Source organism: Kribbella sp. NPDC058693 (assembly GCF_042715335.1).
Taxonomy (GTDB): Bacteria; Actinomycetota; Actinomycetes; order Propionibacteriales; family Kribbellaceae; genus Kribbella; species Kribbella jiaozuonensis.
Map to the genome: position 1 here is coordinate 1,106,950 of NZ_JBHXSQ010000002.1, position 24,598 is coordinate 1,131,547.

Genomic DNA, 24,598 nt, shown 5'->3' on the forward strand with positions numbered 1-24,598 from the left:
GCGTGGTTTTCAGCTCACCCGAGCGACCTGCTGCCGGCGAGCGAGCCAGGTGATCGCGAACGCGTAGAACGCGAGGCACGGGATGTCCGAGACCAGCAACGTCCACGGTGCGCCGCCCTGCTCGTCCCAGCCGGACAGCTGACCAGTTGCTGCAGGCAACATAAACGCGAGCAGGTTGTTCAGCGCGTGCAGCGCGATCCCCGCCTCCAGTCCCCCGGTCCGAACCGTCAACCAACCGACCGTGATCGCGAACAGGAACACGTCGGCCATCGCCCACCCGGTGTACCCGTGCGCCGACACGAACGCCGCACCGCCGATCACGATGCCGGGCCACGGCGACCGGAAGACTGTCCGCAGCCAGCGCGCCTTGCCGTTCGGGTTGTCCGGGCCGTACGCGCCGACAGCCTGGATCAGCCAGCCGCGGAACATGAACTCCTCGGCCGCCGACTGGAACGGCACCAGGAACAGGATCACCAGCGCCGGTACGACGAACGCCCCGAAACCGATCCACGACCCGCCGTCGTTCCCGATCGCATCATCGGGCGGGAAGATCGCGTCGACCAGCAGCCCCATCGCGTACGACAGCGCGAGGTACCCGAGGGCCGGCACGCAGCACAGCAGCAACCAGCGCCAGCGGATCTTGTTCAGGACCGAGGCGACGCTCCAGAACGGCCGGCGTTGCACGACCCACGCGGCCAGGCCGACGCACGGGGTCAGGATGCCGAGCATCACCAGCGTGACCGCGAGATTCTCGGTGTCGCTCGGGAAGATGTCCGATCCGCTCGGCGTCGGGAACGGACCGGCGACGACACGGTGCACGATCGTCCAGGCGACGACGACGCCGGTCGTCAGGAACAGGACGAAGGCGCCGAGCAGCAGCGTCCCGACGATCGGGCGCCACCACGCGTGCTTCGGAGTACGAGCGAGCCGGTGGAACGGCGTACCCGGCGGGGCGGGGATGATTCGGGGCTCGCGATAGGCATATTGGACCGGGTACGGCGCCGGCGCACCCCACTGCTGAGGGTGGGGCGGCGGCGCGCCCCACTGCTCCGGGTACGGGGCGGCGTGGGGCGGGGGCGGTGGGTACTGCCCCGGCTGGGAGTATGGGCCCGGTTGCGGTTGCTGTTGAGGTGGCGGTCCGGGCTGTTGCGGGTCCATGACTGGACTCTAGAAGATCGGGCCAAGCAGACGGAGGGAAAAACACGGTGGTTACTGATCCGGAAACATCCAGGTCGACGGATGCGCTGCCGCAGTCCGTGCTGATGCCGCTCAGCGGCTCGGCCATCTTCCTTGTCGTTCAGGTCGACGAAGGCGGCGAGGACCGGACCCGCGACCTCCTGGAGCGGCTGAGCGGTCTCGTGCGCTCGGTCGGCTTCCGCGTGCCCAACGGCAACCTGTCCTGTGTCACCAGCATCGGATCGGACGTCTGGGACCGCCTCTTCAGCGGTCCGCGGCCCGCTGAGCTGCACCCGTTCGTCGAGCTCAAGGGCGCGACCCACCACGCTCCGGCCACGCCCGGCGACCTGCTCTTCCACATCCGGGCCGCCCACCAGGACCAGTGCTTCGAGCTGGCCGGCCAGATCATGACCCTGCTCGACGGCGCCGCCACAGTCGTCGACGAAGTACACGGCTTCAAGTACTTCGAGATGCGCGACCTGCTCGGCTTCGTCGACGGGACCGAGAACCCGACCGGCTCCGACGCACAGGCCGCCGTACTCATCGGTGACGAGGACCCGGACTTCCGGGGCGGGAGCTATGTCATCGTGCAGAAGTACCTGCACAACCTGAAGGCGTGGAACGCGTTGACGGTCGAGCAGCAGGAGGCCGCGGTCGGCCGGACCAAGCTCGACGACATCGAGTTCCCCGACGCGAAGAAGCCGGCCAACGCGCACATCGTGCTGAACGTGATCGAGGACGAGGACGGCAACCAGTTGCAGATCCTGCGCGACAACATGCCGTTCGGCACGATCGGCGCGCAGGAGTTCGGCACCTACTTCATCGGCTACGCGAAGACCCCGGCGGTGACGGAGTTGATGCTCCGCCGGATGTTCATCGGCGTACCCGAGGGCACCCATGACCGGCTGCTCGATTTCTCGACCGCGGTCACGGGTGGCCTCTTCTTCACGCCGACGTCGGACTTCCTCGACGACCTGCCGCCGGCGCCCTGAGGGTCACTCGCCGTTCAGCGGCGGGTCGACGAAGCTCGCCCAGCTGTAGTTCACCGGGTCGTCGAACGTCCCCGGCACCTTGCCGAGGCTGTTGATGATGGTCGCAGTTCCGTTGGCGTGGCCAACGGCATACAGGTACGCCGAACCGGTGTCCTTGTCGATGCCGAGCAGCAGCGTGCCGTACTGACCGCAGCGGGTTGTCAGCAGCGACTCGAAGCCCTGCCAGGTGCTGGTCCGCAGCGCCTTGACGACGGGCTTCATCGGCGAGGTCAGCGGGATGCGGATCGTGTAGAGCGCACCACCACGCGTCGTCGCCAGCAGAGTGTCGTACGTCGACGTCCGGCTGATCAGCGCGACCGCCTTCACCGACGCGAACCCGGCGTACGAACCCGCGGAGCGCCAGACGGGCTTGCCGTTGACCTCGCTGACGAACCATCGGTAGAGCACGCCGTCGTTGCGCAAGGCGTACGTCCTCGCGTTGCTGCCGCCGTCCGCCGACCAGGATTTGGTCAACGTGCGGAAGTCGTTCCAGCCGCCGCCGATCCGGGTCGACTGGGTGTCGACGACCTTCCCGTCGGTGCCCTTCTGGGTCAGCAGGCCGACGTCGTACAGCGCACCGCCGGTGACGATGTTGCCGGTCAGCGAGGTGTTGTCGTCGAAGTCGTCGTCCCAGACCCACTCGCTGCTCAGGGCGACGGCTCCTGAGAACGGCTGCTTCGCCATCGTGTCGACCGGCTTGACCGAGATCGGCGAGGTCGCGTTGACGTACTTGTCCACGAGGTCCTTGCCCGCGGTCACCGAGCCGGCCTGGATAGAGCAAGCGGTGGCCGTAGGCGCCGCCACCGCCGTGGTGGCAGTTGTGAGGACGGGCGCGGCCAGGAGCAGGCCTGCCGCTGCCGCAATCATCTTTCGCATAGTCGTTCCCCCTTAGGCACTGAGTTTCACTCAATCTCCTCGATGCCGGGGTCGCTTCGAAAGTTGTGAAAGCCAACCTGTCGGTGCCATAGGCCAGACTGGATTCATGTTGCTCTCCGAGGTGGTCACGACGTCGGCCGCGCTGGCCGGGACCAGGTCGCGGCTGAAGAAGGCGGAGTTCATCGCCGGATTGTTGTCCAAGGCCACAGAACCTGCTGAGATCGAGATCGTCGTGACGTACCTGTCCGGCGAGCTGCGACAGCGGCGGACCGGGGTCGGCTGGCGGACGCTGGCAGATGCACCCGAGCCGGCCGCCGACCCGTCGGTCACGGTCGAGGAGGTCGACCAGGCGTTCGCGGAGCTGGCTGAGATGTCAGGCGCCGGCGTGCAGGCCCGGCGGCGGGAGGCCGTCGACCGGCTGTTCGCGCGGGCTACGGCGGATGAGCAGTGGTTCCTGCGCCAACTCGTGGGCGGCGAGCTGCGGCAGGGTGCCCTCGACGGCGTGATGGCGGATGCGGTCGCGCGGGCGACCGGGATTCCGCTGGACAAGATCCGCGCCGCGGCGATGCTGCGCGGAGCGGCTGCTCCGGTCGCTGTCGCCGTACTGACCGAGGGCGAGGCGGGGCTGGCGCAGTTCGGGCTCGAGGTCGGGCGTGGGGTGCAGCCGATGTTGGCGCAGTCGGCCACGACGGTGGCGGAGGCGTTGACGAAGACAGGTACGCCGGCGGCGCTCGAGTGGAAGCTGGACGGGATCCGGATCCAGGTGCATCGGAAGGCGTCGGACGTCGTCGTTTATACGCGGACACTGGACGACATCACGGCGCGCGTGCCGGAGGTGGTTCGCGCAGTACTCGAGCTGGACGCCGAGCAGGTCGTGCTGGATGGTGAGCTGATCGCGCTACGGCCGGACGGGCGGCCGGAGCCGTTCCAGGTGACCGGGTCGCGGACGGCGACGCGTGCGGCGACTGGGCCGGAGTCCGTGCCGCTCACGCCGTACTTCTTCGACATCCTGCACCAGGACGGCCAGGACCTGCTCGGGCTCGACGGAGCCGCGCGGCAGGAGTGGCTGTCGAAGCTGGTGCCGGAGGAGCGGCGGGTGCCGCGGCTTGTGACCGATGATGCTGAGGCGGGGCAGGCGTTCTTCGCGGATGCGGTGCGGCGCGGGCACGAGGGTGTGATGGTGAAGTCGTTGACCGTGCCTTATGAGGCGGGGCGGCGCGGGTCCGGGTGGGTGAAGGTCAAGCAGACGCATACGCTCGATCTGCTCGTGCTCGCGGCGGAGTGGGGTCATGGGCGGCGGACGGGCTGGTTGTCGAACCTGCATCTGGGTGCGCGCGACGAGGAGACCGGCGAGTTCGTGATGCTCGGGAAGACGTTCAAGGGGCTGACCGACGAGCTGCTCCGGTGGCAGACCGAGCGCTTCCAGGAACTCGCCGTACGGCGGGACGACTGGGCCGTCTACCTCCGCCCGGAGGTAGTGGTGGAGATCGCGTTCGACGGGGTGCAGACGTCACCGCGGTATCCGGCGGGGATGGCGTTGCGGTTCGCGCGGGTGATTCGTTATCGGGAGGACAAGCGGCCTGCGGACGTTGATACCGTGCAGACCGTGCGTGCGATCCATGTCGGCCTCACCGAAGAAGGTGCAAGTGATGAGTGAGGATCCTGACGTCGCCTCTCGGCGGATCGCCCGCGAGTCACTCGACCGCGACGACGCGACGGGCTGGTTCGAGCACCTGTACGCGGCGGCCGCGGAAGGATCCGCTGTGGTGCCGTGGGACCGCGGGACGGCCCACCAGCAGCTGATCGACTGGGTCGACGAGTCGCAGCCCGATGGTGCTGGGAAGACTGCGGTGGTGGTCGGTGCGGGGACGGGTTGGGACGCCGAGCTGATCGCGGACCGCGGGTACGACACGACGGCGTTCGACATCTCCCCCACGGCGATCGAGACAGCCCATCGCAACCACCCGGACTCCAAGGCCCACTACATCGTCGCCGACCTCCTGTCCCCGCCCGCGGACTGGCACCGCGCGTTCGACCTGGTCCTCGAGATCTATACCGTCCAGGCACTCCCGATCCGCCTACAACCGGCCGCCATCAAGCAGGTCACCGAACTGGTAGCCCCGGGCGGCACCCTTCTGGTCATAGCCGCCGCCCGCCCGGACACCCAACCGGACGAGGAGGTCCAGGGTCCGCCTTGGCCCCTCACTCGCGCGGCCATCCAGTCCTTCACCGCCCCAGATCTCCACCTGATCCAACTGGACCAGGCGCCCAGCCCGAGCGACCCGACAATCCTCCGCTGGCGAGCCGAATACCTACGCGACTAGCCGACGCCCACCCACGCGCGCTCCCGCATCCCACACCTGCCCGCCAGGACGCCGTACTGCGATCACCTCACCGGCGAGCTGACGCCACACGCCGACGCCGTACAGCGCTCCCGGGTGGGTTGAGATTGCATGGGAACACCTGTTCGAAAATGATGTAGGCTTGGGTGTATGGCGGGGCGAGGCGTAGTGGGGCCGACGGCTCTGCGGATGATGCTGGGCGGTCATCTGCGGGAGCTGCGTGAGCGCGCCGGTGTCTCCCGGACGGACGCCGGCTGGGCGATCCGGTCGTCGGAGTCGAAGATCAGCCGGCTCGAGCTCGGCCGGGTCGGGTTCAAGGAGCGCGACGTCGCCGACCTCCTCACGCTGTACGGCGTGAACGAGGCGCGCGAGCGGGACCGTCTGCTGGAGCTCGCCCGCGAGGCCAACGACCCAGGCTGGTGGCATCGGTACGGCGATGTCACGCCCGACTGGTTCGACGCGTATCTCGGGCTCGAGGCGGCCGCCGACCTGATCCGCACCTACGAGATCCAATTCATCCCGGGCCTGCTGCAGACCGCGGAGTACGCACGCGCCGTTGCCCGGCTGACGCCCTCCGGGGTGCCGACCGAGGCCGAGATCGAGAGGATCGTGGCGCTGCGCACCCGCCGGCAACGGGTGCTGGACCGCGAGCCGCCGCTCAAGCTCTGGGCGGTGATCGAGGAGTCGGTGCTGCATCGCCCGATCGGCGGCGCCGAGGTCCTGCGCAACCAGCTGGACTCGCTCCGCGAAGCGATCACCCGGCCCAACGTGACGCTTCAGATCATCCCGCTCGCCAGCAGCGGTCATGCCGCGACCGGTGGGGCGTTCTCGCTGCTCCGGTTCCCGCAGCGCGATCTGCCCGACATCGTTTACCTCGAGCATCTGACCAGCGCGCTGTACCTCGACAAGCGCGACGACGTCGAGGCGTACACGCAAGCCCTCGACCTACTCGCATCCAGCAGCCCGTCACCACAACAGACCGACGAGCAGTTGACCCGCTTGCTCGAGCGCATGCACTAGTCGTCGGGGTCGGTCGACTTGAGGTGTCCGATCCGGCCCTGGTCCTCGCCCGCGTCGAGCAGACCGTCGGAGTCGGTCCGGTTCGTGTCGTACTCCGAGAGCGCGATGTCCGGGTGGTGCATGTCGAAGGCCGGCGAGTCCGAACGGATCCGTGGCAGCTGGTCGAAGTTGTGCCGCGGCGGCGGACAGCTCGTCGCCCACTCCAGCGACCGTCCCCAGCCCCACGGATCGTCAACCTCGACGAGCGGGTGCCGGCGCGACTTGTACACGTTCCAGAAGAACGGCAGCGTCGAGATGCCGAGGATGAACGCACCGACACTCGACACCTGGTGCAATGTCGTGAAGCCCTCGAATGACTTGTAATCGGCGTACCGACGAGGCATGCCCTCGACACCCAGCCAGTGCTGCACCAGGAACGTCGTGTGGAAGCCGATGAACAGCAGCCAGAAGTGCAGCTTCCCCCAGCGCTCGTCGAGCATCCGCCCGGTCATCTTCGGCCACCAGTAGTAGAACCCGGCGAACATCGCGAACACGACGGTCCCGAAGACCACGTAGTGGAAGTGCGCCACGACGAAGTACGTGTCGGATAGCTGGTAGTCCAACGCCGGCGAAGCCAGGATGACCCCGGTCAGACCACCGAAGAGGAACGTCGTCAGGAAGCCGACGGCCCACAGCATCGGGGTGTCGAACGACACCGATCCGCCCCACATCGTCCCGATCCAGTTGAAGAACTTCACGCCGGTCGGCACCGCGATCAGGAACGTCATGAACGAGAAGAACGGCAGGTTCACCGCGCCGGTCACGAACATGTGGTGCGCCCACACCGCGATCGACAGCGCGCCGATGCCCATCGTCGCCGCGACCAGGCCGATGTACCCGAAGACCGGCTTGCGGCTGAACACCGGCAGGATCTCGGTGATGATGCCGAAGAACGGCAAGGCGATGATGTAGACCTCGGGATGCCCGAAGAACCAGAACAGGTGCTGCCAGAGGATCGCGCCACCGTTCGACGCATCGAAGACGTGCGCCCCGAGCGATCTGTCCGCCTCCAGCACCAGCAGCGCCGCCGCGAGAATCGGGAACGCGATCAGCACCAGGATCGACGTGACCAGGATGTTCCAGCAGAAGATCGGCATCCGGAACATCGTCATCCCCGGCGCCCGCATCGTGATGATCGTGGTGACGAAGTTGACGCCACCGAGGATCGTGCCGAGACCGGCCATCCACAGGCCCATGATCCACAGGTCGCCGCCGATACCCGGCGAGCGGACCTCGTTCGACAACGGCGAGTACGCCGTCCAGCCGAAGTCGGCCGCACCGCCCGGGGTGACAAACGCCCCGACCGTGATCAGCCCGCCGAACAGGAACAGCCAGTAGCTGAACATGTTCAGTCGCGGGAACGCCACGTCCGGCGCACCGATCTGCACCGGCATGATCACGTTGGCGAACCCGACGAACAGCGGCGTCGCGAACAGCAGCAGCATGATCGTGCCGTGCATCGTGAAGAGCTGGTTGTACGTCTCCTCGTTCACGATCTGCAGGCCCGGCTCGGCGAGCTCGGCGCGCATGATCAGCGCCATCACGCCGCCGATCAGGAAGAAGATGAACGACGTGATCAGGTACAACTGGCCGATCACCTTGTGATCGGTCGTCGACAGGAGTTTGCCGATCACCTGGCCCAGGGGCCGCCGTCGTAGTCCGACAGCAGTCGCTCCGGTGCGCTCGGTGATCCCAGCCTGTCCGCTGACGCTGGCCACGGTTCGATTAGACACCTATGGCCCCGGGAGGAACACCCCTTACCGCGGCGGACCGGCCGCGATCACCGTGCGTACGTCGGCGAGGCGCAGCGTCGTGGGGTCGACGTCCATCAGGCACCAGGTCGCGCCGGCGTCGGCGTACGGGCGCGGATCGACGTCGGGTTCCAGCGCTACCGCGATGTCGTAATTGTCCAGATTGCCGCGCAAATCCCGGAGTACGGCGGCCGGCTCGGCGAGCTGGTCCGGCGACGTGAGGTTGACCGGGAAGAAGCCGTCGTACCGCGCTGCTCGCCGGATCGGCTTGGCGTTGCCCGGGAAGCCGGCGATCCACACCGGCACCCCGCCGGCGACCGGACGCGGCAGGAACTGCACGTCGTCGACCAAATGGTGCTTGCCCCGATACGCCAGCGGCTCCCCCGTCCAACCCGCCGTGAGGATGTCGAGCGTCTCGTCCATCCGCTCAGCCCGAACCCGGTCATTCACCTCCTCGCCGGTCTTCGAGTACTCCTGCGCGAACCGGTCGCTGCCCAACCCGACCCCGAGCGTCAGCCGGCCACCCGAGAGCCGGTCCAAGGTCGTCGTCTCGCGCAACAATTTGGTCGGCCGCCGGCGCGCGATCGGTGAGACCATCGGCCCGATCCGCAGCCGTTCGGTGGTCATCGCCATCGCGCTCATCGCGATCCACGGATCCGACACCAGCCGGACCGGCTCCCGCCACCACAGCTGGTCCCACAGGAAGAATCCGTCCCACCCAGCCTCCTCGGCCGCCGCTGCCAGCCCAGCGACCTCCCGCGGATCGGACAACTCGTCGAACAACGGCAGCCAGATCGCGAACTTCATGACGCCACCTCGTCCACGAAGGTCTTCCAGTACGGCGCCGACAGCCCGTGCCCCATTCCCTCGAGCACCACGAGCCGAGCGCCCGGCACCGCGTCACGCACCGCCTCACCGTGCGGCAACGGCAGCAACGGATCGGCATCCCCGTGCATGACGAGCACCGGCATGGTCAGATCGCCGAAGCCGCCGTTGCGCGGGCCGTCGAAGGTCATCGCGAAATGGTTCGTCAGCGAAGCCTCGTAGTTCCGAGCCCGAGCCATGTCCCGACGCACCAAATCACGGGCGGCAGCCTCATCGAAATGTCCCGCTGCCTCGGCTTCGATCGACCGTACGACGTACTCCTCGACGGCAACCGGGTCGCCGAGATCCGGTGCATCCGCATAGGTGATCGACGGTGGCGGCAGGCCCTCGTCGCCGGTACTCGCCGAGACGAACGTCAGTGAAGCGACTCGGGGCGCGTAGTCGACGCCCAGGATCAGCGCAATACCGCCGGACATCGACTGCGCAACCACATCCGCGCGCTCGATGCCCAAGGCATCAAGGAGGCCGACGGCGTCAGCGGCCAGCGTGCTCATCGCATAACCCGGCTCCCCGACCGGGAACGAGGTCGACCGCCCGGTGTCACGCTGGTCGTAGCGGATCACGAACCGCCCGCGGGCTGCGAGTTCGGTGCACAACCGGCTGTCCCACCACAGCATGGAGGCGGTGGCGCCGTGGATCAGCAGGAGGGCGGGGTCGGCCGGATCGCCGTACGTCTCCGCGCAGATTTCGATGCCGTTGACCGAGTAGAAGTTCTCCATACGGACGACCGTAGAAGGCAGCAAGTGATCGTGAAAAGCGATTGATTCTTATCAAGGCGATCGCCATTGGCGATAGAGTGCCGCCATGTACGAGTTGCGTCATCTGGCGACGCTGGCTGCCGTGGCCGACGAGGGATCGTTCGGCCGCGCCGCGAGCAGGCTCGGTTACACCCAGTCGAGCGTCAGCCAGCAGATCGCAGTCCTCGAGAAGGCCGCCCGCGGTCCGCTGTTCGATCGCCCCGGCGGGCCGAAGCCGGTGCGGATCACGCCGCTCGGCGCCGTTCTGCTGCAACACGCCCGCGACCTGTTGCGCCGCGCCGACGAGCTGAGCGACGGGATAGAACGCTTTCGCGCCGGCGACAGCCGGATCGATATCGGCACGTTCCAGACCGTGTCGAACACGCTGCTGCCGCAGGTCATTCGCGGTCTGCGCGATGCGCATCCGGGCTGCGATATCCGGCTGTTCGAGGAGGAGACCGACGATCCCGATCTCACCGGGCTCGATCTGATGTTCTTCGACGGCCGGACCGACGACACGATCGAGGACCTCAAGCTGCTGGACGACCCGTACGTCCTGGTCGCGCGCCCTGGAGACTTCCCGGCCGGCCCGGTCCCGCTCGAGAAGCTCGACGGTCTTCCGTTGGTCGCCCATCCGGCGATCTGCCATCAAGCGGTGGTCGAGGCCTTCCTGCGTGCTCGCGACATCCGCCCGCAGTTCGTGTTCCGCACCGAGGGCAACGAGGCGTTGCTCGCGATGGTCCGCGCCGGCCTCGGTGCAGCGCTCGCGCCGCGTCTCGCCGTACTGCGTGACGACCCGGGCCTGACGCTGCACGAGCTCACGCCGGAGCTCCCGGCGCGGGAGATCTTCTTGCTGTGGCGGGCCGGCCGCACGCACTCACCGCTTGCGGCACACGCGATCGAGCTCGCGCGGAGTGCGGCGGCCGACCTCCCCTTCAGCTGACGGTCAGCACCTTCGACGCGGTCTGTGTGCCCTGATGGTCAGCGTCGGCCAGCCACACCACGCGGTACGTGTAGGTGCCGCGTGCGGTCGGCTTGATGCTGAACGCGTACTTCCCGTTCGAGGTCAGCTTCCCGGTCGTCACCGCCGCCCATGTCGTACCGGACCGCTTCTGCAGGTACGCCGTCGTGCCGGCGTGCGGCGGGTTCAGGTACCCGTACAGCAGCGTCGACGCGCCGAGCTTGATCGCACCCGGAGTGAGGTACGCCGACAGCGCCGGGTGCACCTGGACCAGCGGAGCAGTACTCCGCGTACCGAGCACTGCGCCGCCGCCGTTGTAGCCCCACATGTAGTACGTCGACACGGCCGGCTTCTGCGACGTCGAGGCGATGCCGTTGGAGTCGGTGGTGAATGTACCGACTGTCGTCCACTTGCTGGCGTTCCTCGCCTTCGAGTACAGCACCGCCGGTACGCCGGCCAGCTTCACGCCGTCCAGCCGACTCACCGCCGTCGACAGCGTCACCGCCTGCGTGTACATGATCGAGGCCGCAGTGGCGCCGATCGTGGCCTTCGACCCGACGAGCTTCACGTCGACACCCGGACTGATCTTGCCCTTGCTGTCCTTCACCCAGACGCGGTAGGCGTAGCTGGCCGAGTTCGACAGCCCGGTCTGAGTGAACAGGCTCGCTGCGCCGTTGTAAACCGCAGTACCGGAGGTCGGCAGCGGCGGCGGGGTCGAGCCGACCGCACTACGAACCATGATCTGACCAAGCGTCACACCCGCCGGCTTCGTCCAGCGCAGAGTGGCAGCAGCAACACCACCGCTGACGGTGAAGCTGGTGACAGGCGGCGGCGGTGCGGTCAGGTTCAGGTAGTTCTTGTCGATCGACATCGTGACGCCACCGTTGGTCTCGCTCAGACTGTCGTACTGATGGACGCGCTGGTGATTGCTCCAGTAGGCAGCAGGAATCGACATCGTGCCCGGCGCCTTGTTCCACTGCGCCATCCAGATGTTGTCCGGCCGCGTGTACGCCGTGCTGGTGTAGCCGCTCACGAGGTCGGCGCCTCCGTGGGCGGCATTGACGTATGCGCCCCCGACGTAACCACGCGAGTTCAGCTCCTGAGTCCAACCGCTGATGTACGACAGCACCGCCGCCTTGCATGCTGCGGTCGACTCGTACGGCTCGAGGTCGGTGTAGATCGCGCTGCGCTGGGCGAACCCGAGCGCCTGAGCTGCTGCCACCGCGTTGATCGCAGCGTTGCGGCCCTGGATCAGAGCGGTTGAGGCGACCGACGACATCCGGCTCTTGTAGTTCGTACACGGCGCCTGGTAGCCGACGTCGATCAGCAGGAACTGCCAGCCCTTACTTGCGTTCGTTGCCACCCAGTCCGCAGTCAGGTTCGGCTGCGCACACGCACGGAGACCGCCGCTGATGTAGATGCCGATCCCCTGGTACTTCGGTCGCCACGCGTCCATCGTGGACTGCGGCGGCGCGGTGCAGGCGTCGAAGCCATCCCCCGCGAAGTTGCCGGTAGCAACTACCGATGGGGTGACCGCGGCGGGCGTCGCGACCCGGGCGGACGGTGTTTTCGTCACTACTCGACCGGTGGCGAGTACGTCGCTCGCCGCGCTCTCCGCGCCAGGCGCGTAGTACGCCGTCGCGAGCACACCGGCGTCACCGACCGCACGCCGGAGCAGACCGTCGCTGGACGGCGTGTTCGTGGTCAGCGGCTCCAGGATCAGGCCGGAGCTGCGGCCGACGAGATGCGCCGGGCAGTTGGCCTGCGACGTACTGCGGCCGAGATACACGGCCGGCTGGTCGAGCCGGACGCAGGCGGTCGGGTCGGCGGTCAGGTCGACCACCGGCCAGTTGGCCGGGACAGTTACTTGGTAGCCGCGGTACGAGACGGTCTTGGTCCCGTCCGCGACAGCTGAAGTGGTAGCGGTGAGACCCGCCACCAGGGCGAGGGCGAGTGCCAGCCCCCCAGGTCTGAACAACCTCACAGTGCTCCCCAGATGATCGACGATCAGAGCCCCCAAGTGAAAGCGAGCACCTGCGCTCTTGTCGAAGAGCATCCGGCACTCGCCTCGATGCCCGGATGCTATCGGCGCAGGTGGTTCACCCGTTGGCCGCCCCATTTTGGATCGATCGGTCCATAACGTGCTATGGTGGCTGACATGCCAAGACCGAGGACATTCGACGAGGATCGCGCCGTCGACGCCGCGATGCGGGTGTTCTGGACGGCCGGCTACGAAGCGACCTCGACCCAGGACCTGTGCGAGGCGACCGGCCTCGGCCGGAGCAGCATCTACAACACGTTCAGCAGCAAGCGCGATCTGTTCGACCGCGCGCTCCGGAGGTACGTCGACCAGTTCACCGCGGCCCAGCTCGAGGTGATCGAGGACGCCGCCGTACCGATCCGGGAACGGGTCCGGCGGATCCTGTGGACCGCCGTCGAGCCGGAGCCCGACGACCCGGCGGGTTGCTTCGTCATCAACACGATCGTGGAGCTCGGCCCGAAGGACGCCGAGATCGTCGGCCTGCTGGACCGGGACCACGAGGCCAAGCTGACTGCGCTGGCGGATGCGATCCGTGCGGCGCAAGCGAGCGGTGAGCTCGACCCGGAGCAGGACCCGACCGGGCTCGCGACGTACGTCTTCACCGTTCTCGGCGGCCTGCGGGTCGCCGCTCGGCGTGGCGCCGACCGCGCCGAGCAGCAGGCGGTCGTCGAAGCGACCCTGCGCAGCTTCTGAGCATCATTTCTGCCCACTTCTTGCACTGAACGATCCACTACGAGAGGACCTCATGCCTCGCGCTGTCTATCTGCTCGGCCTGGCGATCTTCGCCCAGGGCACGTCCGAGCTGATGCTGGCCGGCCTGCTTCCCGAGATCTCGACCGACCTGGGCGTGTCGATCCCGGCCGCCGGCCTGCTGATCTCGGCGTTCGCCGTCGGCATGCTCGTCGGCGCGCCGATCCTGGCCGTCACCACCCTGCGCTGGTCCCGCCGCGCGGCGATGCTCGCGTTCCTGGCGATCTTCGCGCTCACCCACGTCGCCGGCGCGCTGACCTCGTCGTACGGCGTGCTGCTCGCGACCCGAGTCGCCGGCGCGTTCGTGTACGCCGGGTTCTGGGCGGTCGCATCGGTGACCGCGATCGAACTCGCCGGCCCGGAGGCGCGGGCCAAGGCGATGAGCATCCTGGCCGGCGGACTCACCGTCGCCACGATCGTCGGCCTGCCCGCGGGAACGCTGCTCGGCCAGCACCTCGGCTGGCGATCCGCGTTCTGGGCGGTCGCCGTACTGTCCGCGCTCTCCATCATCGGCATCGTCGCGACGATCCCGCGCGGCCGGGCGGAGCGTACTCCTGAGCTGCGGAACGAGGTACGCAGCATGGCGAATCCGCAGCTGTGGCTCGCGTACGGCACGACGGCATTGTCGACCGGCGCGATCCTGGTGATCTTCAGCTACCTCGCTCCCCTGCTCACCGAGACCACTGGACTGTCGGACGGCTGGGTCCCCGCGATCCTGGCGCTGTACGGCGTCGGCGCGCTGATCGGCATCACGGTCAGCGGACGGACCGCGGACCGGCGACCGTTCAGCACGCTGGTCCTCAGCCTGACCGGGGTGATCGTCGCGGCGGTGGTGCTCGCGCTCGCGACGGGTACGCCGTGGCTCGCCGTACCGGCGATCATCGCGGTCGGCACGTTCGGGTTCGCGACCAACCCGGCGGTGAACTCGCGGGTGTTCAGCGTCGCCGGCTCCGCGCCGACATTGGCCGCGGCGTTCAACATCTCCGCGTTCAACGTCGGGATCACGGTCAGTCCGTGGCTCGGCGGGCTCGCGCTGGACGCTGGCGCCGGGTATTCGTCGGTCGGGTGGATCGGCGCCGGACTCGGAGTACTTGCCTTCGGCACCATTCCGCTCGCGGTCCGCGCGGCTGGGCGCGCCGGGCGGTCGGCTGCGGATCAGCCGGCGTACGAGAGCGCGAGCTCGATCACCGGCGCGTAACCCGAGCGGCGGGCCTCGGTCCAGGTCGCGGCGCCGCCGGCCAGGTCGTCGGTCGCCATCCGGTAGATCAGCGCGCGGATCAGCATCTGACCCCATTCCGGGAGATGCGACCACCGCGCCGCGAGGCCCGGCTCAGCGCCGTACCAGCACAACGCGTCCGCGACGGCGACCGCCGATGCCCACGACGGCGGTCGCCAGTACACCGGCCAGTCGATGATCGCCGGCGGGAGCCCGTCGGCGAACATCACGTTCCCCGGCAGATCCCCGTGCACCACCTGGTCCACCAGCTCGACCGGTCGCCAGGCATCGACCAGCGGCCGGACCAACTCGACGTACGCCGGACTCCCGTCGTACGACTGCTCGCCCCACGCGACCCGATCGCCGTCGGACCAGGGATCGCTCCGCCCGTCGAGCAAATCTGGCCGCGGCAGGTCGGCGACAGCCGCATGGAAAGCCTCGGCCGCCCGCAACACCTCATCTTGCCGCCGGACATCCGTCGCCCCGGCCAGCAGCTCGGTGCCTTCCCACCCGAACGCGACCCATTCGCCAGTCCGACTCTGCACCGGCCGAGGTACGCGAAACAGCGAGGACTCCGGCAGCTTGGCCAGCACCTCGGCCCGCCACACGCTCTCCGACACTGCGCGCTTCAGCACAACGGATCCGGAGCGCCACGTCTCCCCCTGCCCACCCGGCAGCAGGACCGCGGGCTCGGTGAGCGCGAACGCATCGAGGACTTCAGCCGAAGGACCAACCATGCCCGCACCCTGCCATGAACAGCGCGCGGGGCTCACCAGGTTTTAGGTCGGGGAGCTATAGGGTTCTGCGGTGACTGATCTCGACCTCTTCGGCGACCTCGACACCGCGGCTCTTCCGGAGCGGCAGCAACGGATCCTGGTGGTGATCGGCGACTGGGTGACGCGGCACGGGTACCCGCCGAGCAGCCGGCAGCTCGGCGACGCGGTCGGGCTGCGCTCGTCGTCCTCGGTGTCGAAGCACCTGGCCAGCCTCGAGGAGAAGGGCTTCCTCCGCCGGAGTCCGTCGGTGTCGCGGCCGATCGACGTCCGGATGTTCCTGCAGGAGTCGGGCACGCAGGCCACGAGTGACGACAACGTCCCGGTGCCGGTGGTCGGCGACATCGCGGCCGGTACGCCGATCTCCGCGATCGAGCACGTCGACGACGTCATGCAACTCCCCCGCGGGCTGACCGGACGCGGCACCGTGTTCGGGCTGCGCGTCCGTGGCGAGTCGATGATCGACGCCGCGATCTGCGACGGCGATATCGTCGTGGTCCGCCAGCAGACCGAGGCGCACTCCGGCCAGATCGTCGCCGCGATGATCGACGAGGAGGCGACGGTCAAGGTCTACCGCCGCCGCAACGGCCACGTGTACCTCGAGCCGCGCAACCCGGCGTACGAGGTCATCGACGGCGACAACGCCTCGATCCTCGGCATCGTCGTGTCGGTACTGCGCAGCGTCTAGCGCTCCAGGTTGGTCTTCAACCGGGCCATGTTCTGCACCATCTCCTTGCGCGACTGCGGAACCACCATCAACGGCACGATCAGCTTGCCGATGCCGTGCCCCTGGAAGTCGAGGTCGATCGTCACCGTGCTCGCGTCGCGGCCGGCGATCGGCTCGACCGACACCCTGACCGTGGAACGGATCGGTCCCTCGTCGCCGTGCACCGCCCACGCCCGCGGCGGGTCGAACTCGGTCAGCCGCGACGTCACGTCCCGCTGCCGGCCGCCGATCTTTCGACGCGTCAGACATTTCGCGCCGACGACCGGCTCCCCGCCTTCGAGGTGCCCGCCGGTGACGTTGGCCTGCCACTCGGTGAAGTGGTTCGGATCGGTGACGTAGGCGAACACCTCGTCCGGCTTCCGCTCGACCTCGATCTTCGTGACGATCGTTCCCATTGCCCCAGTCTCCTAGTCAGTCGGATGCTTCCGACCTGTTGACGATCGGCGCGGCCGTGGATTCGACACGCTTGACGCCGAACAGGACCGGGACTCCGGGCAGGGACGAGACGAGCAGGGCCAGTGCGGCGGAGACGACGAAGGCGGACGGCAGGAGTACGGCGTACTTCGTCCAGATCGCGGCGTCCCACTGCACCACGAAGAACGCGATCGCGAGGATGACCGGCTGATGGACGATGAAGTACGGCATCGCGGCCCGGGCGAGCGGGGTCGGGACCGCGCGCTGGAAGGCGGCCGCGCGCATGCCAAAGCCGAGGACGGCGACCAGCCAGCCCCAGACGGCGAACGTGATCAGTGGCGAGTACCAGAGGTACTGCCAGGAGTACCCGGGGTCCGGCCACCAGCCGTCGAGGAAGTCGATGATGCCGGTGAAGACGCCGATCAGGAAGGCGCCCAGGCCGAGAACCAGCCCGGGTACGGCGTCGCGTCGTACTGCTGCCATCAGCCGCTCGTCCGACATCACCAGATACCCGACGACGAAGAAGTCGAAGAAGAACACGAACTCGCCCCACCCGTGCTCCGGCCCCGGCGCGGCGAGCAGCAGCAGATGCACCGGCACCAGCGGTACGGCGAGGAGCAGGATCGAACCGCGCCGCTGACATCGACGCGCGATCCAGTCCGTCCGGCCGCGCAGCAGGACGAACAACGGCAGCCCGAGGACGGCGAACTGGATGAGATAGACGAGGAACCAGAGGTGGTAGGTGTCGCGCAGCCACAGCGGCGCATCGCCGCCGAGATCCCTGAAGAATGTCCAGAACGACTGCGTCGATCGGCCCTTGTGGCGCTCCTCGATGAAGTACTGCAGCGGTGAGAGCAGCACGTACGCGACCACGAACGGGATGAGCAAGCGGATCGACCGCTCCTTCAGGAACTGCACCCCGGTCCGCCACCGTAACGCCAGCCAGGCAGCCGATCCGGAGATCATGAAGAAGAACGCCAGCCCCCACAGACCGAGGAAGGCGATCGCGATCGAGATCCCCTCGCTGGTCTCCGCGTTCTTCACATGCCAGTCGCCGTCGTCGAACGGCCGCAGGGTGTGAAACACGAACACCCCGAGAACCGCCAGCACCCGCAACCAGTCGAGAAACCACAACCGTTCGCCCCGCCCCTGAGCTCCCATGGAGCAAGGATGCTGGTTCAGCGGGCCAGCCGCTCGCGCAACAGGTCGAGTTGCGCCGGATTGGCGGTCAGCTCCGCGGCACGCTCGTCGGCTACGTGTGCTTCGGCGTCGCGGCCGAGGTCGCGGAGGAACTGCGCGCGGGTTGCGTGGAACAACGGATACGTGTCGAGTGCGAGCCGGTCGACTTCCGCCAGAGCAACCGCTGGCCCCTCGACGAACGACAGCGCGACCGAGCGGTGCAGGCAGGTCACGGGACTCGGCTGCAGAGTGAGCAGCATGTCGTACAGGACGAGGATCTGCCGCCAGTCGGTCTCGGCCCAGGTCGGCGCCTCGCTGTGGCAGGCGGCGATGGCGGCCTGCAACTGGTACGGGCCGGGGGCGTGGTGACGGTGGGCCGTCCTTGTGAGGAGTGCCGTGGCCTCGGCGATCGCAGCCTGATCCCAGAGCGTGCGGTCCTGGTCCTCGAGCAGGACGAGTTCGCCGGCCGGCGTGAAGCGGGCCGCCGTACGGGCTCGGTGCAGGCGGATCAGAGCGAGCAGACCGGCGGCCTCGGGCTCGTTGGGCAGCAGCCCGTGGAGTAGTGCGGTCAGCCATTCGGCGTCGTCGACCAGGTCGCGGGAGTGCGCGCGTTCCGCCGTACTGGAGAGGTAGCCCTCGTTGAAGAGCAGGTAGATGACGGTCAGTACTTCGGTGAGGCGCTCGGGCAGCTCGTCGTCGCGCGGGATCCGGTACGGGATACCGGCGTCGGTGATCTTGCGCTTCGCCCGCGTGATGCGTTGCGCGACGGCGGTCTCCTTGGCCAGCAACGCCGCCGCGATCTGTGCGGTCGTCAGGCCGCACACGACCCGCAGCGTGAGAGCAACCTGCGCCTCGCGCGCGAGGGCCGGGTGGCAGCAGGTGAAGATCAGCCGCAGTCGATCATCCGACGCAACTGGTTGCTCGTCCTGGTGCTGGAGCTCGGCCAGCTTGGCGCGGTAGTTCTGCTGACGACGCAGTACGTCGAGACCACGCCGCTTGGCGACCGTGAACAGCCAGGCGTCCGGCCGATCCGGGATCCCCTCGATTGGCCAGCGGCGGAGCGCGATCTCGACCGCGTCCTGCACCAGGTCCTCGGCCGCCGAGAAGTCCCCGAGCAGCGACACCAGCGAACCGGCCAGCTGGCCCGCGTGGTCACGCACCACGCGAGCCAGCTCGTCCTCGGTACTCACATCTGCGTTCACATTTCGGCGACCGGACGGATCTCGACGACCGGACAGGCCGGCCACGTCTTGACCATCCGCAGCGCCTCGTCCAGGTCCGCGACGTCGATCTCGGTGAACCCGGACACGACCTCCTTGCCCTCGATGAACGGCCCGTCTGTGGTCATCGCCACCCCGCCGTCCAGCCGGACAGTGGTCGCGGTCTCCGCCCCCTGCAGCTTGTTTCCACGGTCGCTGATCTTGTCGCGGTGGTCGTCGAACCACTGGTACACCCGCTGGTACGCCTGCTCGCGCTCGCCCGGCGTCATCGCGTCGAGCTCCTTGAGGTAGTCCTCGGTCTCGATGAACATCAGCACGTACTTCACCCGTACACCTCCAGTAGATAGCTTCAGCCTGATGACGATCCGGGTCATGCTCAATCCGACACTCTGACATCGTGTGCCCATGAAGCGGCCGATCTTTGCCCGGATGTACGCGCGAGTCCGCCCTGCGATGGACCGCGAAGGCGCGGCCGAGCACCGACGGCGGCTGCTCGCCGGGGCGGCCGGCCGGGTGATCGAGATCGGCGCGGGCGATGGTGGCAACTTCGCGCATTATCCGGCCGGGGTCGTGAGCGTTCTCGCGGTTGAGCCGGAGCCTTATCTGCGCGCTCAGGCTTCTCGGTCCGCTGCGACAGCCTCTGTGCCGGTTGAGGTTGTCGAGGGTACGGCGGATCGGTTGCCGGCTGCTGATGCGTCAGCTGATGTGGTTGTGGTGTCGCTCGTGCTGTGTTCGGTGCCGGATCAGCAGCTGGCGCTCGCTGAGGCGGCGCGGGTGCTGCGGCCGGGTGGGGAGCTCAGGTTCTACGAGCATGTCGCCGCGGATGGCGGGCGGTTGGAGACTGTGCAGAAGATCGCGGATGCGACTGTTTGGTCGCTGTTCGCGGGTGGGTGTCATGTGCATCGCGATACCGCGGCTGCGATCGAGGCGGCGGGGTTCGTGATCGAGGAGCTCGACCGGTTCGACTTCCCGGCCGATCAGCCGAATCCGGCGCGACCGCACATCCTCGGTCGAGCCCGGTCAGTTGTGATTGGGCCCGTCGTCTGAACCCGACTTCCCGGAGCCACCCGAGCCTTGCTTCCCGGAGGACGGCTTCACGGTGGTCGACTTCCCCGAGGTGGTCTTCCCGGTCGTGGTCTTCCCGGTTGTGGTGTTCCCGGTTGTGGTGTTCCCGGTTGTGGTGTTCCCGGTGGTCTTGCGAGTCCCGCCCTTGTCGTCCCCGGGCTCGGTCGTGCTGCTCGACGTCGGCGTACGAGTGCGGTCGCCCCCGTGGTCGTCCACGGTCGGCGTCGGCGTGATCCGCTCGCTCTGCGGCGTGATCGTCTCCGGCGGCGGAAACCACAACGGAGCCGGCGACCGCCCCGGCGTCCCCGGGTCGAAGGCCGACCACACCGCCGTACCGCCGGCCACCAGCCCCGCAGCGGCCACGAGCCCGAGCACCCCGCTTCCCGCCCACGCGAGATACCGAGCAGACCGCCGCGGCGCCGCGTCGTCAGCGCGTCCCGTGTGCAGCACAACAGGCCGCCGGCGTACGTCGCCCACGTGATCGGCGCTAGCCCCACCCGTGGTCTGCGCGTCGCGCGCCTGGTCGTCCATGGATCTATCGTGTCGCCGCAGGCGGGCCCGGGGGTATCGGACGTTGGTACTAGTACCTAGTTGTCGCGCTGCTGGCGCTGGGCCCAGAGGGCCGCCTGGGTGCGGTCGGTGACGCCCAGGCGCTGGTAGACGTTGGTGAGGTGCGCCTTGACCGTCCGCTCGCTGATCCCGAGGCGTCGCGCGATCGTCTTGTTCGGAAGGCCGGCGCCGACCATGTCGAGCACCTCCTGCTCGCGGTCGGTCAGCTTGGTCTCGGGACCCGGCGACCGCCGGTTCGTCAGCAGCACCCGCGCCGCCTTCGGATCCAGCGGCGAACCACCCGACACGATCTCCCGGATCCCCGCCAGGATCACCTCAGGCTCGCTGTGCTTCAGCAGATACCCCTCGGCGCCGGCCTGCAGCGCGTCCAGGATGCGCGCCTGATCGCTGAACGACGTCAGCACCAGCACATGCACCTCCGGCGACGCCGCCACGATCCGCGCCGTCGCCGAGATCCCGTCGGTGCCCGGCATCGACAGATCCATCAGTACGACGTCCGGCCGCAACTCCGCCGCCATCGTCGCCGCCTCAGCACCATCCCCCGCGGCGCCGACGAGCTCGATGTCATCCGCAGTACCCAGCAACTGGGACAGGCCCGTGCGGACGATCGCATGATCGTCCGCAATCAACACCCGGATCACATCGGCACCTCGGCTTCCACCCGTGTCCCCTGGCCGGGCGCGGCCCGGACCGTCAGCGTGCCACCCGACTCCGCGAGCAGGTCGCCGATCGAGCGTAGCCCGAGGTGCCCGTTGCTGCTGCGCTCCCCGAGCCGCGACTCGTCGAATCCACGCCCGTCATCGTCCACGATCAGCACGCCATGCCCGTCACTGCGCCCGGCCTTGATGAGTACTTCGCTGGCTCCACTGTGCGCGGCAACGTTCCGCACGACCTCTTGCGCCGTACGGAACAACAACGCCGCAACCGCCGGCGGCAACTCCTCCGCACCGTCGGTCTCCAGCCGTACTTCGATCCCCGCGCGCTCCAGCCCGGCCGCCAACTCGGCCAATGCCGACGTCAGGCCCTCCTCGGCAAGGTTCGGCGGGTAGATGTCGACCAGCAACGACCGCAGCGACCCGATACTCCCCCGCAGCCGGCTCGCGCTGTCCGCGATCAACTCCGCCCGCTGGCCTTCCGTCGGATGCCCGAGCCGCATCGCGTCCAGCGCGTAGTTCAACCCGGTCAACTCCTGTACGACCCCGTCGTGCAACTCCCCCGCGATCCGCCGGCGCTCCGCGTCCGACGCGTCCACCGCGTGCTGCAGCAACCGCTCGCGGTCCCGCTGCTGCCGTTGCACCCGTCGAGCCAGCGACCAGGCGAACGGGATCTGCACCAGCTCCAGCACGAGCAACGCCCCGAGGGACGGAGGCGCGAATCGGCGCCAAGCGGCCTGACCCGCTTCGGTGACGGCCTGGTACTCGAAGTACGCCTCGAACAGCATCGGTTCGCCGTTGGTGCCGCGGACGCCGACGTACACCTCGAGCAGCTTCTTGTATGGGATCTCGAATTTGTTCTCGGGGCGGCTCAGATCGCTGACCTCGGAGGCGCTGCTGCCTTGGCGCTGGAGTGCTTCCTGCTCCTCGGGTCCGAGCGGGAATTGCTGACCGATCAGGCGCGGCTCGTCGGAGTACACGATGCGGCCGTCGGCGTTCCACAGCTTCACGCGGACGAGCGAGCCTTGCAGGACGTATTTGCGCATCGCTTGGTCGAATGCTGTGAGTGCCGCGGGCTGGCCGGCGATGACGGCTGCGTCCAGGCGCGGCTCGACCACGCCGCGGGCGGTCACGTAGGTGACCTGGCGTGCGGATTCGGTCGCCTGCTCGATGCCGGCCTGCCGCGCGACGAACGCGATCAGCGCAGCCAGCGAGAGCAGCACGATCAACCCGGCTGCTGTGAAGCGCACCAGAAGGCCAACCGTTGAGATTGGTCCGCGGTCCGCGCGTCGGAGTCTGCCCATGCCTGGGATCGTATGGTGCGCCAACCGCCGGACGGCAGCCCGACAACGGTCCTAGTACCAAGGTGCACTACCGAAGCCGACCAGCCGACGACGAGCGTTGTCGGCATGAAACTTCCGCTGTCGCTCGCAGTCGCCGGGCCCGCCGCACGACCAGAGCTACCCGCTCTCGCCGCCGCGTCCGGCCTGGTCGTCCTGCGGGTCGGCGCGGTTCTCCTCCGCCCGTGGCCTCTCGCCCTGGCCGTGGACCACGCCCTCCGGACCACCGCATCGGGCTCCGGTGTGGGCTCGAGCAGCTGGGCGAGCCCGGTTGCGGTGCTTGTGCTGGCCGCTGTCGCCAGCGTCTTGCTGTCGGCCGTCGTCGGGCTGCTCGACATGGCCAGCCTGCGGACGGTCGAAGGTGCGGCGGAGCGCATCGGAGCCTCGCTTCGAGCGGACATGTTCCAGCGCACGATGACGCGCTCGCTCCGCTGGCACGACCGGATGCGGAGTGGCGAGCTTGTCTCCCGCCTCACCACCGACGTCGGCCGCCTGCTCGATGCGGTCGTCGCGGTGACGACCTCCTTCCTCCCCGATGCGGTGATGCTGGCCGGCGTACTCGCCCTGCTCGTTGCCTTCGACCCCGAACTCGCGCTGATCGGACTCGCCGTCGCCCCGGTCCTCGCCGTACTCGCAATCCGCCAACGCCGGAGGATCCGTGCCGCGCAGCACGCCGCCCGCACCGAGTCCGGACGGTTGGCCGGAGCAACGACCGACCTGCTCCGCAACGTCCGGGCCGTGCAGGCGTTCGGCCGGATCGACCGCGCCGCCGCGATCTTCGGCACCCGGAACCGCGCCGTCCTCGACGTCGAACTCCGCGCCATCGACGTCGACGCCCGCTGGACCCCGATGGCCGACATCGTCCTCGCGATCGGTACCGCCCTCGTCCTGGTCGTCGGCGGTCGCCACGTCCTGACCGGTGCCCTGTCCGTCGGCGAGCTCCTCGTCGTACTGGCGTACCTCCGCGACCTCTACTCCCCCGTCCGCGGCCTGACCCGGCTGTCCGTCGTACTCGCCAAGGCAGGCGCCAGCGCGGTCCGGGTCCGCGAGGTCCTCGACTGCGACGAGGCTGTCGAGGATCGGTACGACTCCCGCCCGGCCCCGCGGCTGCGCTCCGGCGTCTGCTTCGAGCAGGTGTCGTTCGGCTACGAACCCGGACGACCTGTCCTCGACCACTTCGACCTCGACATCACGGCCGGCGAGACCGTGTGCCTGCTCGGTCCGAGCGGAATCGGCAAGAGCACCACACTCCACCTGCTCCTCCGCCTGTACGACGTCGACGCCGGGCGGATCCTGATCGACGGCGTGGATCTCCGCGACTGCGACCAGCGCAGCCTGCGCGACCGGTTCGCGTTCGTCCCGCAGGACCCGTGGTTGCTGGACGCAACGGTCGCCGAGAACATTGCCTTTGGCAACCAGAACGCGACCCGGGCCGGCGTCTTCGCGGCCGGCCGGACCGCCCTGGTGGACGAGTTCGCCGGCCGGCTGCCGTTCGGCTACGACACTCCGCTCGGCGAAGGCGGTGTACGGCTCTCCGGCGGTCAGCGCCGCCGGGTCGCGCTCGCCCGGGCCGCGGTCTCGCCCGCGCCGATGGTGCTGCTCGACGAGCCGACCGCCTCGCTCGACCCGGTCTCGGCCGCCACCGTGATCCAGGCCATCCGGGCCATGACCACCGGACCCTCGCGCCGCACGGTGCTGATGGTCACCCACGATCGCGACCTGGCGGCGATCGCCGACCGGGTCGTCACTCTCGACCACGACCTCGCCGGAAGGAGGTGAACCCCATGCGTATCAAGCCCGTCATGCACCACGGACGGTCCCGTAGCCGGTCC

General features: G+C 68.4%; 24 protein-coding genes. 10 read left to right on the plus strand and 14 right to left on the minus strand.

The genetic code is table 11. From position 1 onward, the window contains the following. Window positions 1-9: 9 nt before the first annotated feature. Complete coding sequence (locus tag ACFWUU_RS14915; RefSeq protein WP_380175929.1) at window positions 10-1,158, minus strand: CPBP family intramembrane glutamic endopeptidase; 1,149 nt, start codon at window positions 1,156-1,158, stop codon at window positions 10-12. Window positions 1,159-1,205: 47 nt separating this feature from the next. On the opposite strand from ACFWUU_RS14915, the gene ACFWUU_RS14920 reads away from it, so the two are divergent. After that, entirely contained in the window at window positions 1,206-2,168 is a 963-nt protein-coding gene (locus tag ACFWUU_RS14920) for a Dyp-type peroxidase (protein ID WP_380175931.1), read from the plus strand. 3 nt (window positions 2,169-2,171) lie between these two features. Here the strand turns inward: ACFWUU_RS14920 and ACFWUU_RS14925 are convergent, their stop codons facing one another. Continuing rightward, on the minus strand, window positions 2,172-3,083 hold the full coding sequence (locus ACFWUU_RS14925; protein ID WP_380175933.1) for a hypothetical protein: 912 nt from the start codon (window positions 3,081-3,083) through the stop codon (window positions 2,172-2,174). 106 nt (window positions 3,084-3,189) lie between these two features. Here ACFWUU_RS14925 and ACFWUU_RS14930 point away from each other — a divergent pair, with 106 nt between their 5' ends. The 3 genes from ACFWUU_RS14930 (at window position 3,190) to ACFWUU_RS14940 (ending at window position 6,445) form a co-directional block, all read left to right on the plus strand. Then, the gene (locus ACFWUU_RS14930; RefSeq protein ID WP_380175935.1) at window positions 3,190-4,740 is read left to right on the plus strand and encodes an ATP-dependent DNA ligase; all 1,551 of its coding nucleotides are present in this window, start codon (window positions 3,190-3,192) and stop codon (window positions 4,738-4,740) included. Beyond that, window positions 4,733-5,407 (plus strand): class I SAM-dependent methyltransferase, encoded by a 675-nt coding sequence (locus ACFWUU_RS14935; RefSeq protein WP_380175936.1) that lies wholly within the window; start codon window positions 4,733-4,735, stop codon window positions 5,405-5,407. The genes ACFWUU_RS14930 and ACFWUU_RS14935 overlap by 8 nt, the downstream gene beginning before the upstream one ends. 168 nt (window positions 5,408-5,575) lie before the next feature. After that, window positions 5,576-6,445, plus strand: a complete 870-nt coding sequence (locus ACFWUU_RS14940) for a helix-turn-helix domain-containing protein (RefSeq protein ID WP_380175938.1) — start codon at window positions 5,576-5,578, stop codon at window positions 6,443-6,445. Here the strand turns inward: ACFWUU_RS14940 and ctaD are convergent. The 3 genes from ctaD to ACFWUU_RS14955 all read right to left on the minus strand — a co-directional run bounded on the left by ctaD (window position 6,442) and on the right by ACFWUU_RS14955 (window position 9,839). Beyond that, window positions 6,442-8,118 (minus strand): cytochrome c oxidase subunit I, encoded by a 1,677-nt coding sequence (gene ctaD, locus ACFWUU_RS14945; protein WP_380176853.1) that lies wholly within the window; start codon window positions 8,116-8,118, stop codon window positions 6,442-6,444. The genes ACFWUU_RS14940 and ctaD overlap by 4 nt on opposite strands. 123 nt (window positions 8,119-8,241) lie before the next feature. After that, entirely contained in the window at window positions 8,242-9,042 is an 801-nt protein-coding gene (locus ACFWUU_RS14950) for an LLM class flavin-dependent oxidoreductase (RefSeq protein ID WP_380175940.1), read from the minus strand. Next, window positions 9,039-9,839 (minus strand): alpha/beta fold hydrolase, encoded by an 801-nt coding sequence (locus tag ACFWUU_RS14955; protein WP_380175941.1) that lies wholly within the window; start codon window positions 9,837-9,839, stop codon window positions 9,039-9,041. The genes ACFWUU_RS14950 and ACFWUU_RS14955 overlap by 4 nt, the downstream gene beginning before the upstream one ends. An 85-nt stretch (window positions 9,840-9,924) precedes the next feature. Between ACFWUU_RS14955 and ACFWUU_RS14960 the strand changes: the two genes are divergently transcribed. Beyond that, window positions 9,925-10,800 carry a LysR family transcriptional regulator gene (locus ACFWUU_RS14960; protein ID WP_380175943.1) on the plus strand — a complete coding sequence of 292 codons (876 nt, stop codon included), beginning with the start codon at window positions 9,925-9,927 and terminating at the stop codon, window positions 10,798-10,800. On the opposite strand, the gene ACFWUU_RS14965 is transcribed toward ACFWUU_RS14960, so the two are convergent. After that, window positions 10,793-12,802: a glycoside hydrolase domain-containing protein gene (locus tag ACFWUU_RS14965; protein ID WP_380175946.1), complete on the minus strand. Its 2,010-nt coding sequence runs from the start codon at window positions 12,800-12,802 to the stop codon at window positions 10,793-10,795. The two genes, ACFWUU_RS14960 and ACFWUU_RS14965, sit on opposite strands and share 8 nt — an antisense overlap. Window positions 12,803-12,976: 174 nt before the next feature. Here ACFWUU_RS14965 and ACFWUU_RS14970 point away from each other — a divergent pair, with 174 nt between their 5' ends. Both ACFWUU_RS14970 and ACFWUU_RS14975 read left to right on the plus strand, forming a co-directional pair. Next, window positions 12,977-13,552: a TetR/AcrR family transcriptional regulator gene (locus tag ACFWUU_RS14970; protein WP_380175947.1), complete on the plus strand. Its 576-nt coding sequence runs from the start codon at window positions 12,977-12,979 to the stop codon at window positions 13,550-13,552. Window positions 13,553-13,604: 52 nt separating this feature from the next. Further along, the gene (locus tag ACFWUU_RS14975) at window positions 13,605-14,807 is read left to right on the plus strand and encodes a Cmx/CmrA family chloramphenicol efflux MFS transporter (protein WP_380175949.1); all 1,203 of its coding nucleotides are present in this window, start codon (window positions 13,605-13,607) and stop codon (window positions 14,805-14,807) included. Here the strand turns inward: ACFWUU_RS14975 and ACFWUU_RS14980 are convergent. Further along, window positions 14,765-15,562 (minus strand): TIGR02569 family protein, encoded by a 798-nt coding sequence (locus tag ACFWUU_RS14980; RefSeq protein ID WP_380175951.1) that lies wholly within the window; start codon window positions 15,560-15,562, stop codon window positions 14,765-14,767. The two genes, ACFWUU_RS14975 and ACFWUU_RS14980, sit on opposite strands and share 43 nt — an antisense overlap. Window positions 15,563-15,632: 70 nt before the next feature. On the opposite strand from ACFWUU_RS14980, the gene lexA reads away from it, so the two are divergent. Then, window positions 15,633-16,286, plus strand: coding sequence for a transcriptional repressor LexA (gene lexA / locus ACFWUU_RS14985; protein WP_380175953.1), 654 nt, complete (start codon window positions 15,633-15,635; stop codon window positions 16,284-16,286). Here the strand turns inward: lexA and ACFWUU_RS14990 are convergent. The 4 genes from ACFWUU_RS14990 to ACFWUU_RS15005 are packed head-to-tail and all read right to left on the minus strand — an operon-like array spanning window position 16,283 to window position 19,464. After that, entirely contained in the window at window positions 16,283-16,720 is a 438-nt protein-coding gene (locus tag ACFWUU_RS14990; RefSeq protein WP_380175955.1) for an SRPBCC family protein, read from the minus strand. The two genes, lexA and ACFWUU_RS14990, sit on opposite strands and share 4 nt — an antisense overlap. A gap of 16 nt (window positions 16,721-16,736) precedes the next feature. Continuing rightward, the gene (locus ACFWUU_RS14995) at window positions 16,737-17,900 is read right to left on the minus strand and encodes an acyltransferase family protein (protein WP_380175957.1); all 1,164 of its coding nucleotides are present in this window, start codon (window positions 17,898-17,900) and stop codon (window positions 16,737-16,739) included. A 17-nt stretch (window positions 17,901-17,917) separates the two neighbouring features. Beyond that, the gene (locus ACFWUU_RS15000; RefSeq protein ID WP_380175959.1) at window positions 17,918-19,108 is read right to left on the minus strand and encodes an RNA polymerase sigma factor; all 1,191 of its coding nucleotides are present in this window, start codon (window positions 19,106-19,108) and stop codon (window positions 17,918-17,920) included. An 8-nt stretch (window positions 19,109-19,116) separates the two neighbouring features. Continuing rightward, window positions 19,117-19,464 (minus strand): YciI family protein, encoded by a 348-nt coding sequence (locus ACFWUU_RS15005; RefSeq protein WP_380175961.1) that lies wholly within the window; start codon window positions 19,462-19,464, stop codon window positions 19,117-19,119. Window positions 19,465-19,543: 79 nt separating this feature from the next. Here ACFWUU_RS15005 and ACFWUU_RS15010 point away from each other — a divergent pair, with 79 nt between their 5' ends. Then, on the plus strand, window positions 19,544-20,185 hold the full coding sequence (locus tag ACFWUU_RS15010) for a class I SAM-dependent methyltransferase (RefSeq protein WP_380175963.1): 642 nt from the start codon (window positions 19,544-19,546) through the stop codon (window positions 20,183-20,185). Here the strand turns inward: ACFWUU_RS15010 and ACFWUU_RS15015 are convergent. The 3 genes from ACFWUU_RS15015 to ACFWUU_RS15025 are packed head-to-tail and all read right to left on the minus strand — an operon-like array spanning window position 20,159 to window position 22,676. Further along, on the minus strand, window positions 20,159-20,734 hold the full coding sequence (locus ACFWUU_RS15015; RefSeq protein ID WP_380175965.1) for a hypothetical protein: 576 nt from the start codon (window positions 20,732-20,734) through the stop codon (window positions 20,159-20,161). The two genes, ACFWUU_RS15010 and ACFWUU_RS15015, sit on opposite strands and share 27 nt — an antisense overlap. Window positions 20,735-20,790: 56 nt before the next feature. Further along, on the minus strand, window positions 20,791-21,414 hold the full coding sequence (locus tag ACFWUU_RS15020; RefSeq protein WP_380175967.1) for a response regulator: 624 nt from the start codon (window positions 21,412-21,414) through the stop codon (window positions 20,791-20,793). Next, window positions 21,411-22,676, minus strand: a complete 1,266-nt coding sequence (locus tag ACFWUU_RS15025; protein WP_170989780.1) for a sensor histidine kinase — start codon at window positions 22,674-22,676, stop codon at window positions 21,411-21,413. Before ACFWUU_RS15025 ends, ACFWUU_RS15020 begins: the two co-directional genes overlap by 4 nt. A 159-nt stretch (window positions 22,677-22,835) precedes the next feature. Here ACFWUU_RS15025 and ACFWUU_RS15030 point away from each other — a divergent pair, with 159 nt between their 5' ends. Continuing rightward, window positions 22,836-24,545 carry an ABC transporter ATP-binding protein gene (locus ACFWUU_RS15030; protein WP_380175969.1) on the plus strand — a complete coding sequence of 570 codons (1,710 nt, stop codon included), beginning with the start codon at window positions 22,836-22,838 and terminating at the stop codon, window positions 24,543-24,545. Window positions 24,546-24,598: the final 53 nt, after the last annotated feature.